The organism is Olleya sp. YS, from assembly GCF_029760915.1.
GTDB lineage: Bacteria > Bacteroidota > Bacteroidia > Flavobacteriales > Flavobacteriaceae > Olleya.
In genome coordinates, this window is the sequence record NZ_CP121685.1 from 2795104 (window position 1) to 2805305 (window position 10202).

Sequence of the window (10202 nt, forward strand, 5' to 3'; positions counted from 1 at the left end):
CATCCAAAATTATATTAAAATAGATTCCTGCCTACGCAGGAATAACAAAATCAAAAACCCTTCTTAATTTTAAGAAGGGTTTGTTATGTGTAAGCAAATCTATAAGCCGGATTCTGTATTACGCCTAGGCGTAACCCTTATCATTTATCTACATCTATTGTTACCAATAGACTTTAGCTACCTACCCTCTAACAATCGCGCGTGCACGCTCAAGCGTTAGTATACATGGTATTGCACCTCATAGAGTTTACCTGGTTTCACTACAGCATGACCTGTACATACTTTCTGTTGCACTTTTCCTCACCTTTCGGTGGATGGCTGTTAGCCACTATGATTACACTATGGTGTCCGGACTTTCCTCTACGCCAAAAGCGCAGCGATAAGGCGATTTACTGTTTGCAAAATTACGGTAAACTTAGTTATTTTATCAACTAATTATTAGTAAACTTATTTTTCTATAATTAATAAAGCTAGTTGCATTTCATCGATTTCTATTTGTTATATACGGATGTTGTGCTTAGTTATTTTTCAGATTACTATTTCCAAATCTTTTTAAATTCGTTCCAGAGATTGTTTTTAGGAATCGATTTTTCGATATTGGATTCCACAAACTTTTCATCTGCTTTTGAACTTAAACTTTCTTTATATTCAATTCCGATTATTGGAAACGAAACTTTTTTTATGTAATCCATTATCCAGCTTTCCGATTGCTGTACAAAATCCGAGCGTTTTTTTAATTCAGACGCAATAGCATTTATAATATCTAAGCTTTTTGGGTCTGACTTATTCGCTTTGTCATAAATCATTACACATAAAGCTTCTATTAATACATTCCGTTTTCCAATGTCGATTTCATCTTGGTCTATAAACTTCAAATACAAGTCAATACTCTCATCGTGTTGGGCGAGCAACAAGTCTTCGTCTTGAGATGAAAAGTAATATTCAGGATTTTTGCTCCATTCAGAAAGTAATTCTTCGTCAATATCAGGTTTATTTGAACTGATAGAAGAGAAGTTTTTTCCTCCGCATTTTGAACAAGCTAAATTATGAACAAAACTATCTTTCAATTCAAATGCAGCTTCTCTTTTGTCAACTTCTATTGAGTCAACATTTCCACATTTACAAGTTTTATTGTATTTGTAGGTCATTTTTTAATTAAGCACAACGTATTTGTGTATGGTTTATAGCGTTTTTATTAGCGATTTTAGTTCCGATTGATTGATGTTTGTTAAAGGTAGGTATATTCCTTGACTTAATCAACTAAGCTATAAACTATACACTTTGTTGTAAGCAGTTTTTTATTCCTCAAATCTATACATTATGTCTGTTCTCAAAATATATTTTTCTCCTAGATCCAATTTTGTTCCTTCGTGTTCCAAATCGTGAAAGAATATCAAGCAACTTCCTTTTTTAGGTACTATTTTTAAGTTTCCAAAAGTCGTTTCTCCACCAACAAAGTTGTCGTTCAGATAAATCATAAACGTATAGTAACTCGATTCAAGCTCGTTCCGTATATAACTTTGGTCACGATGTTTTTTAAATTCTTGATTTGGTTCATATTTATAAAATCGGAACATTTCATTTAGTCCAATCGCTCTACTTTTTCCAAGTTTTGGATTTACGAATTCTTTTACGTCATTCCAGATATTTACAGCAAGTTCAAAGTCGGTAAACAGAATCCGTTGATTGTTTCTTACACTTTCAACTAATTTTTGTCCACTTTCGGTCTGAACCATTGCTGGTTCATATCCAATAATTTCACTTTTAGAAATGAATTCATCACACTTGTCTGATGTCCAAAAGTTTTCAATTTCTAAAATATGTTCTGCATGTTGAATTAAGTTCATTTCTTAAATTGCTTACAACGGTCTCGGTTATGAGTAGTTGCGTGGTTTTGCACTTAACTTTGCAAGTACATACCAAACTGAAAATCCGCGAGGATTTTCAGAAGCAGGCGTGAACTAGCAATTACTTATAGCCATTGTTGTGCATAGTTTTTTTAATTCGCTATTAGTTTGTCTGAAATCATTATTCCACTATATCCAGCATTTTGATGTTTAAGTGAAAGTTTATTTTTTATTAAGGGTTTGAACATCAAGTTCGTCGTATCGCTCACAATGTCTACTTCAAATCTATAAGCTCCAAAATCTCCTTTTTCCGTTTTTAAAGTAATCGGATTTTTAATTTCATAACCTTGTTTCGATTCATCTCTTTCTGTTCCAAATAGGACAAAGTCGTCTCTAACATCAGGAACAAAAACAAATTCTCCATAATATTTGGTTCCTTTTTTCACTTGACTACCTTTAATCGGAAAATGCTTAATCTTTACATCATCAAATACATATTTATTTTCATATTTTTTTAATTCAGATTTCAGACTGTCGTTTTGAGTTTGTAATTGGTTAATTTCGGATTGCAATTCAGTTTGATTTCCACAACTCATAATTGCAAATAGCAGTAATAAAATATAGACTTTATTCATTCAGTTTTGAGTTTGTTTAAATTACCTACAACTTGTTATATAAATTGTCTATATCCCGTAATTAAATCGTGATATCGTAACTTTTATGTTGTTGACACCTTGTAAATATAATAATAAAAATAAGTAGTAAAAATAAAAAAAAACATCCAAACAATTATTAATTAATCAATATGCCATACTGCTTAAAAAAGTGTTTTATTTTGTTAATAACTCCTATTAAATTATACCTTCAAATTTCTAATTTTGAATATGAATTTTTAACTTTGTTACTATTAAAATAACATCTAGAGATGTTAGAAAAACGTAGTATTAATTGGAACACTTTGTAGTATCGGCTAGAAAATACAGACCACAAACATTTAAAGATGTTGTGGGCCAATCTGCTATTACAAATACGCTAACTAATGCTATAGAAAATAATCATTTAGCACAAGCTTTATTATTTACAGGACCACGTGGTGTTGGTAAGACTAGTTGTGCACGTATTTTAGCAAAAATGATTAATAGTGACGGAAACGAGACTGGTGACGAGGATTACGCCTTTAATATTTTTGAGTTGGATGCAGCATCAAACAACTCGGTTGACGATATTAGAAACTTAACAGACCAAGTTCGTATTCCGCCTCAAGTTGGTAAATATAAAATCTATATTATTGACGAGGTACACATGCTGTCTCAAGCTGCTTTTAATGCCTTTTTAAAAACTTTAGAAGAACCACCAAAACACTGCATTTTTATATTAGCAACTACTGAAAAACATAAAATAATTCCAACCATTTTATCGCGTTGTCAAATCTTTGATTTTAAACGTATAACTGTAAAAGACGCTAAAGCGTACTTAAAATATATTGCTAAAGAGCAAGGGATTACTGCAGAGGACGATGCTTTACACATTATTGCCCAAAAAGCAGATGGTGCCATGCGTGACGCTTTATCTATCTTTGATCGTGTAGTGAGTTTTTCTGGCAAAGAGTTAACTAGACAATCGGTTACCGAAAATTTAAACGTCCTAGATTACGAAACCTATTTTGAAAGTACAGACTATATTTTAGAGAATAAAATTCCAGAATTACTTATTCTGTTTAATAAAACGTTAGCTAAAGGGTTTGATGGTCACCATTATATTGCTGGATTAGCGTCACATTTTAGAGACTTGCTAGTGTGTAAAAATCCATCGACTATAGAATTGTTAGAAGTTGGTGATGACACTAAAACCAAATATGTAGAGCAAGCCCAAAAAGCGTCTCAAGACTTTTTAATTAAAGGAATTAACTTGGCTAACGAGTGTGACTTAAAATACAAAAGCAGTAAAAACCAACGACTCTTAGTTGAGTTAACACTAATGCAATTGGCCTCTATCACTTTTGATGGAGAAAAAAAAAATAGCAGTCGCTTCATAATTCCGCCTTCTTATTTTAAAAAGATTGGTATTACACCTGTAAAAGTCACTAAACCTAAAAAGGAATCTGAAACTACACAAAAGGTTGAAGAAGACCCTGTAAAGGTTAATCCAGAACTACAAAAATTTGTCGAGCCACCTAAACCTAAAATAATTTTAGAAAAAGGGATCGCTTCAGACAACAAACGTACTTCTGGTTTATCTTTAAAAAGTATTAAAGCCAAAAAAGAGCATCAAATCAAACAATTAGAGGTGGTTGTAGACGAAGAAAACTTACCACGTGATGCTTTTAATGAAGATGAATTAGTTACTGTTTGGAATCAATTTGTCGATCAAATTGAAAAAGAAGGTAATTACAATCTAGCATCAATCTTATCCATTGACAAGCCAACGCTAGCTGAGGATGGACATACCATACAATTAACCTTTCCTAATCCTACTAACAAGGTTGAAGTTGAGCGTAACTCGTTTGATTTAATGTCTTATTTACGTAAACATCTTAATAATTATGATGTTACTTTAGACATTACCATAAATGAAGCGTTAGATACTAAATATGCCTACACGCCTATTGAAAAATATGAAAAGTTAAAAGAGAAAAACCCAAATTTAGAGTTGTTACGTAAGACGTTTGATTTAGACGTATAAATCATTATACTAGAATTAAATAACTATGTTTTATGAATAAATTTATTGTATTAATTTTAGCTGTTTTTATAGCTCTAGTTAGTTGTGATGGTCGTGATAGAATACATAAAACACCTCAAGAAGTTCTTATTGAGAATAAGCTTTTAGACTCGTTTTCAGAAAACATAAAATATTTTCCTAAAGAGTATGTAGAATCTACAACAGATACAGTTTTAAGTAATGGGTTTAGGGTGAAAATTAAGACTTATACTGATATGGAGAATGCTGTATTGCAGTCCTTTACAGTGGATACAATAAAAAATAGACATTATTTTAGAGAGGTTATTTCTGAGGTAGTTGTTTTTAAAGAGAATAAGCAAGTTTTTAAACAAAACATAGACGATACATTTTTATCTGTAATAGATACTGATTACATAATAAATGAAATGTATTTAGATGAAGAAAAATCATTAGAGACTAATAATTTACATCTAATTGCATCACTTTGTATTCCAAGAACTGTGAATTGTCCAGTTTATTCAATAATAATTGATAAATATGGAAAATATGAAGTTTTAAAACTTTAAACTTTTAACTTTTAACTAATATAAATGCTAGGACTTAAACTACCCACAGATCCACGTTGGGTTAACATTGTAGAAAAAAACATAGAAGACATTTTAACAGATCACGCGTACTGTGAGCAAAAAGCAACTAGTACAGCTATATCGTTAATAGTTAGTTTTCCTGAATATACAGAGCTTGTACAAGAGATGGTAGCTTTGGTTAAAGAAGAAATTAGCCATTTTAAAATGGTTCATGATTTAATCTTAAAAAAAGGTTGGACTCTTGGTCGAGACAGAAAAGATGACTACGTTATACAATTATTAACTTTTTTCCCGAAAGGTGGAAGCCGAACCACTCAATTAGTACATAGACTTTTGTATGCAGCATTAATTGAAGCCAGAAGTTGTGAGCGTTTTAGATTACTGTCTGAAGAGCTTGAGGATAAAGAATTAGCAGAATTTTACAGAAAACTAATGGTAAGTGAAGCTAACCACTATACCATGTTTTTAGGGTTTGCAAGACAATATGGAGACCGAAAAGAAGTAGACAAAAAATGGCAAGATTTACTTGAATTTGAAGCACAAATCATGAAAAACTTAAGCAAAAGCGAAACCATACATGGTTAAAAAATGAGATAAAAAAAGCCAATTCTATACAGAATTGGCTTTTTTTATGTTTATTAAAATAGATTAGAATTTAACACCCAATCCAATTTGCATATTTGTGTTTTTTGCTTCTAAGTTAGCAGTATTATCATCTAATACACTAGTTAGTCCATAAGAGTATCTAAAGTCAATAAAAAATTCGTCAGAAATCATGTATTCTAGTCCACCTAAACCAGAAAAACCAAAGTTTTTAAAACCATCGTTGTAAGAATGTCCCTTTATACTTGCTACTGGTCCTAACCCTAAGCTAAAACTATCACTAATTTTAAATTTAAAAAATAATGGCATTTGGATATAGTTAATTCTTAGGTTTTCTTCTTTTGCACCTTCTGCAGAAAACTGAATTTCTGGTGCAAACGATATAGATTTAGATAAACCATATTCACCGAAAAAACCTATAAAAAAACCATTTCTATGTGCATTTTCAACACCTGATGGAACCATTGGTTCAAAATCTAAGTTTGATATTGTATAACCTGCTCTGACACCATACATAGCATCTTGAGAAAATCCGTAAAAAGACGCTAATAACAGGGTAAATAGTAAAATAGTTTTTTTCATGATTTGAAAAATTTAGTTGGTTTAATTCAGTTATTGATTGTAATAGTAAATATATATTTTTTTAATAAATAAATTATAATAAACAGATAAAGTGTACTATTTTAACTTTGTATGGCTTGAAACCGTTTCGTTATACATGCTTTTTATTATACCATCTGCAAGTCCAATTTTAGGAACATAGATATCTTTTGCGCCAGACCACTTCATAGCTGAGAGGTATATTCTGGTTGCAGGTATAATAACATCTGCTCTATCTTGATTTAAGTCTAAAATAGAGATACGCTCTTCGTAGGAGTAGGTTTGCAGCATATTGTAGTACGTTGTTAAATAAAAGTACGATAGTGGTTTACCTAAGGCTTTTCCTGATACTTTAAATATTTTGTTGATGTTACCACCAGAACCTAAAACATCGATTTTATCATACTTTGAAGTTTCTGTTTTAATCCAGTGTTCTAAATCTAACCAAGCCTCTTTTTTAACCATATCATTTAACAATCGTACAGTACCAATTTTAAATGATTTAGACGACACCTTTTCACTATTAGAGATTACAGAAAATTCTGTACTACCACCTCCAACATCTACGTATAAGTACGTTTTGTTAGCATCTATAAACGTATTTAAATCGGTAGCAGCAATAATAGCAGCTTCTTCTTCGCCTTCAATGATATCGATTTGCAAACCTGTTTTTTTCTTTATTTGTTTTGCAACTTCTTTTCCATTATTTGCTTCACGCATTGCGGAAGTTGCACACGCCTTATATTTAACTACACCATGAGATTGCATCAATAATTTAAAAGCCAACATGGTATCTAACATTCGTTTAGTATTGTTTTCTGAAATGACTTCAGAAATAAATACATCTGCTCCAAGACGAATAGGCACCCTAACCAACGAGCTTTTTTTAAAACGTGTTGGTTTTCCCTTTTCTTCTACAATATTAGAAATAAGCAATCTAACTGCATTGGACCCTATATCTATAGCTGCATATTTTTGAATCTTAAGCATCTAATTTATTTTTTAAATAATTATAGGCTTCAAATTGTGATCTAAATTTTGGCTTATCGTTTCGTTTATAGGTATTGTTTTGAGCTTTATTTAATAATCTTGCTTTAAAATTATCTTTCCAGCAAATATCAAAAGTGTCTATTAGCTCTTCCTTTATAGCGTCATCGTAAATTGGACAAGTAACTTCTACTCTATTTTGTATATTTCTAGTCATCCAATCTGCAGATGAAATAAAAACTTTTGGATTATTATTGTTACAGAAAATATATAGTCTGGTGTGTTCTAAAAATTTATCTACAATACTAACGACTTCTATATTATCACTAACGCCTTTTACACCTGGAACCAAACAGCAGATACCTCTGACTACCATATCTATTTTCACACCTGCTTGACTAGCTTCGTACAATTTATCAATCATTTGGTAGCTAGTTAAGCTATTCATTTTAAGTTTCATATAGGCAGGTTTACCTTCTTTTTTATTCTGAATTTCCTGATCTATAAGCTGATAAAACTTGTTTTTAGTATAATGAGGAGAAGTAATAATATGCTTGTACCTGTATATTTTATAATTAACTTCAAAAAAATTAAAGACTTTATTAATGTCTTTTAAAATTTTAGAATTAGCAGTAAACAGTGTGTAATCTGTATAGATTTTAGCAGTAGATTCGTTAAAATTACCTGTGCTAATAAAACCATATCGTTTTAGTTTTTTTCCTTCTTCACGCTCTATAACACACATTTTACTATGTACCTTTAGTCCTTGAACTCCAAATATTAGCTGTACACCTTCACGTTGCATTTGTTCGGCATATGTAATATTTGCTTGTTCGTCAAAACGCGCTTGAATCTCCATTGACACAATTACCTTTTTACCATTTTTAGCAGCATTTATTAAAGAACTAGCCACTTGAGAAATTTGAGCTAACCTATAAATAGTTATTTTGATAGTTTTTACTTTAGGATCTAAAGCAGCTTCACGCAAAAACTTAACCACATAAGCAAAAGTGTGATAAGGTGCATATTGCAGGTAATCTTTTTTAGCTATTGCTTCAAAAATACTACCTTCTAATGATAGTCCTTTAACTTCTAAAGGTTCTATTTTGTCGTACAATAAATCGGTTCTTCCTAAGCTAGGAAAGCCCATGTAATCTCTACGATTATGATATCGTCCACCAGGAATAATACTATCTGTATTATCTATATTAAGTTTCTCCATTAAAAACTTTAACGTAGACTTATCAATTGTTTTGTCATAGACAAATCTTACAGGCTCAGCATCTTCACGCTCTTTTACACTGTCACTGATTTTTTCCATAAAACTTTTGGTTAAATCACTATCTAAATCTAACTCTGCATCTTTAGTGATTTTAATCATATGGGCTGTAATTTTTGAGTATTCAAAAATGTTGAAGATATCATCCAAAAATAGACGTAATAAGTCATCTAACATGATAACGTTATTTTTGTCATCCTCTTTGGGTAATACAATAAAACGATCCATGTTTTTAGAAATTTCAATCAAAGCATATTGATTCGTTTCATCTTTCATCTGCATATTTACAGCCAAATAAGCAGCGTCATCTTTAAGGTTTGGAAGTTTTAAATCTGTATTTAAAATTATGGTCACTAATGCAGGACTAACTTTTTCTAAAAAATATCGTTTTAGAAAGGCCAACTGTGATTTAGATACTTTATTTTCTCTTAGAAAAAATATGTTTTCTGACTCTAATTGCTTTTGAATATGACTTAAAATTTTCAAACTTTCTGTTTGATGTTTTATTACTGTGTTGGTAATAATATCTAGTAATTTTGAAGCTTTAATACCACCTAGTTGACTTTTTCCTTCTTTACCTGCAAAATTTATACGTTGCACAGTAGCATATCGTACTTTAAAAAACTCATCTAGATTATTCGAATAAATTCCTAAAAAGCGAAGTCGCTCAATTAACGGAACAGTCTCATCTGCAGCTTCTTGAAGGACACGATGATTAAATTGTAACCAACTAAGTTCTCTGTTAATATATTTATTGTCTATTATATGATTAGTCATTGATAATTAAGATTTAAATACAAATATATCTATAAGAAAAACTATTTTAAATGTTTTGGAAAGACAATTTTAGTTGTCGTTCCATTTTTAATATTTTTCCAGCTATCGGTTTCAAATTCTATTTGTACAAATCCAGATGTTGTTACATTGTCAATACTAATATTTCCAAGAGAATTACATAAATTAGTTAGTGCATAATTATGTCCAAAAATCATTAAAATGCTTATTGAATCGTCACAAGACTTAATAATTTTAAGAACAGCCTCTCCAGAAAAATCATAAAGCTGCTTTTTTAGCTCGAATTGGGTCGAATTTAACTTTAAATTATCGACGAACAACTTAGCTGTAGATTTTGCCCTATTAGCAGTGCTACTATAAATAGCATCTGGATATAAAAAATTAGCTTCTAAATGATTACATACTAATTTAGCATCATTTACACCTCTATTTTTTAGTGGTCTATCATGGTCTGGAACATCAAATTCCCATGAAGATTTACCATGTCTTACAAACTGAATTATTTTACTCATTACTGTCGATTAACTACGTTTTTAAACGATTAAATTGTTTTTAAATACCTTTTATCGGTTTTATAGGTGCTATAACATATTTTTTTGATTTCAATAGCAAATCATCTTTCATTTGTTATGCTATTAATTAATTTTCCCCTTAAATCTAAAAAAATACAAAAGACCTACTATTATCACTCAGTGGTAAATTTCCCTTAAGCTGTAGCGTATTTTGGCTGTAATAATTAGTTAAAAATATAAAATATTAAGCAGTAAAGAAGTTTATGTTATGAGAATATTCAATTCTCTTTATTTATTTCCAATAACCCTA

Annotated in this window: 10 protein-coding genes and 1 other RNA gene; 3 read left to right on the forward strand and 8 right to left on the reverse strand. The window is 30.7% G+C overall.

Annotated elements, in window-relative coordinates:
* Positions 1 to 86: 86 nt before the first annotated feature.
* The 4 genes from rnpB to Ollyesu_RS12770 all read right to left on the reverse strand — a co-directional run bounded on the left by rnpB (position 87) and on the right by Ollyesu_RS12770 (position 2482).
* Positions 87 to 396: RNase P RNA component class A (gene rnpB / locus Ollyesu_RS12755), an RNA gene on the reverse strand.
* Positions 397 to 536: 140 nt separating this feature from the next.
* Entirely contained in the window at positions 537 to 1148 is a 612-nt protein-coding gene (locus tag Ollyesu_RS12760) for a hypothetical protein (RefSeq protein ID WP_279301609.1), read from the reverse strand.
* A 150-nt stretch (positions 1149 to 1298) separates the two neighbouring features.
* Complete coding sequence (locus tag Ollyesu_RS12765) at positions 1299 to 1847, reverse strand: 2OG-Fe(II) oxygenase (RefSeq protein WP_279301610.1); 549 nt, start codon at positions 1845 to 1847, stop codon at positions 1299 to 1301.
* A gap of 152 nt (positions 1848 to 1999) precedes the next feature.
* Positions 2000 to 2482 (reverse strand): hypothetical protein, encoded by a 483-nt coding sequence (locus Ollyesu_RS12770; protein ID WP_279301611.1) that lies wholly within the window; start codon positions 2480 to 2482, stop codon positions 2000 to 2002.
* A 313-nt stretch (positions 2483 to 2795) separates the two neighbouring features.
* Between Ollyesu_RS12770 and Ollyesu_RS12775 the strand changes: the two genes are divergently transcribed.
* The 3 genes from Ollyesu_RS12775 to Ollyesu_RS12785 are packed head-to-tail and all read left to right on the forward strand — an operon-like array spanning position 2796 to position 5701.
* Positions 2796 to 4529: a DNA polymerase III subunit gamma/tau gene (locus tag Ollyesu_RS12775; protein WP_279301612.1), complete on the forward strand. Its 1734-nt coding sequence runs from the start codon at positions 2796 to 2798 to the stop codon at positions 4527 to 4529.
* A 32-nt stretch (positions 4530 to 4561) separates the two neighbouring features.
* A complete protein-coding gene (locus Ollyesu_RS12780) occupies positions 4562 to 5095 on the forward strand; it encodes a hypothetical protein (protein WP_279301613.1) in 534 nt (177 codons plus the stop codon).
* A 24-nt stretch (positions 5096 to 5119) separates the two neighbouring features.
* Entirely contained in the window at positions 5120 to 5701 is a 582-nt protein-coding gene (locus Ollyesu_RS12785; protein ID WP_111660806.1) for a tRNA-(ms[2]io[6]A)-hydroxylase, read from the forward strand.
* Positions 5702 to 5764: 63 nt separating this feature from the next.
* Here the strand turns inward: Ollyesu_RS12785 and Ollyesu_RS12790 are convergent, their stop codons facing one another.
* The 4 genes from Ollyesu_RS12790 to Ollyesu_RS12805 form a co-directional block, all read right to left on the reverse strand.
* Positions 5765 to 6301: a porin family protein gene (locus Ollyesu_RS12790; RefSeq protein WP_279301614.1), complete on the reverse strand. Its 537-nt coding sequence runs from the start codon at positions 6299 to 6301 to the stop codon at positions 5765 to 5767.
* A gap of 96 nt (positions 6302 to 6397) precedes the next feature.
* The gene (locus Ollyesu_RS12795) at positions 6398 to 7309 is read right to left on the reverse strand and encodes a rod shape-determining protein (protein ID WP_279301615.1); all 912 of its coding nucleotides are present in this window, start codon (positions 7307 to 7309) and stop codon (positions 6398 to 6400) included.
* Positions 7302 to 9362, reverse strand: coding sequence for a polyphosphate kinase 1 (gene ppk1, locus Ollyesu_RS12800; RefSeq protein WP_279301616.1), 2061 nt, complete (start codon positions 9360 to 9362; stop codon positions 7302 to 7304). The genes Ollyesu_RS12795 and ppk1 overlap by 8 nt, the downstream gene beginning before the upstream one ends.
* A gap of 41 nt (positions 9363 to 9403) precedes the next feature.
* Complete coding sequence (locus Ollyesu_RS12805; protein WP_279301617.1) at positions 9404 to 9892, reverse strand: histidine phosphatase family protein; 489 nt, start codon at positions 9890 to 9892, stop codon at positions 9404 to 9406.
* Positions 9893 to 10202: the final 310 nt, after the last annotated feature.

Excerpts from the sequence above, each read along its gene's own strand:
- Ollyesu_RS12760 (WP_279301609.1), bottom strand. The coding sequence starts at position 1,148 with ATGACCTACAAATACAATAAAACTTGTAAATGTGGAAATGTTGACTCA.
- Ollyesu_RS12765 (WP_279301610.1), bottom strand. The coding sequence starts at position 1,847 with ATGAACTTAATTCAACATGCAGAACATATTTTAGAAATTGAAAACTTT.
- Ollyesu_RS12770 (WP_279301611.1), bottom strand. The coding sequence starts at position 2,482 with ATGAATAAAGTCTATATTTTATTACTGCTATTTGCAATTATGAGTTGT.
- Ollyesu_RS12780 (WP_279301613.1), top strand. The coding sequence starts at position 4,562 with ATGAATAAATTTATTGTATTAATTTTAGCTGTTTTTATAGCTCTAGTT.
- Ollyesu_RS12785 (WP_111660806.1), top strand. The coding sequence starts at position 5,120 with ATGCTAGGACTTAAACTACCCACAGATCCACGTTGGGTTAACATTGTA.
- Ollyesu_RS12790 (WP_279301614.1), bottom strand. The coding sequence starts at position 6,301 with ATGAAAAAAACTATTTTACTATTTACCCTGTTATTAGCGTCTTTTTAC.
- Ollyesu_RS12795 (WP_279301615.1), bottom strand. The coding sequence starts at position 7,309 with ATGCTTAAGATTCAAAAATATGCAGCTATAGATATAGGGTCCAATGCA.
- ppk1 (WP_279301616.1), bottom strand. The coding sequence starts at position 9,362 with ATGACTAATCATATAATAGACAATAAATATATTAACAGAGAACTTAGT.
- Ollyesu_RS12805 (WP_279301617.1), bottom strand. The coding sequence starts at position 9,892 with ATGAGTAAAATAATTCAGTTTGTAAGACATGGTAAATCTTCATGGGAA.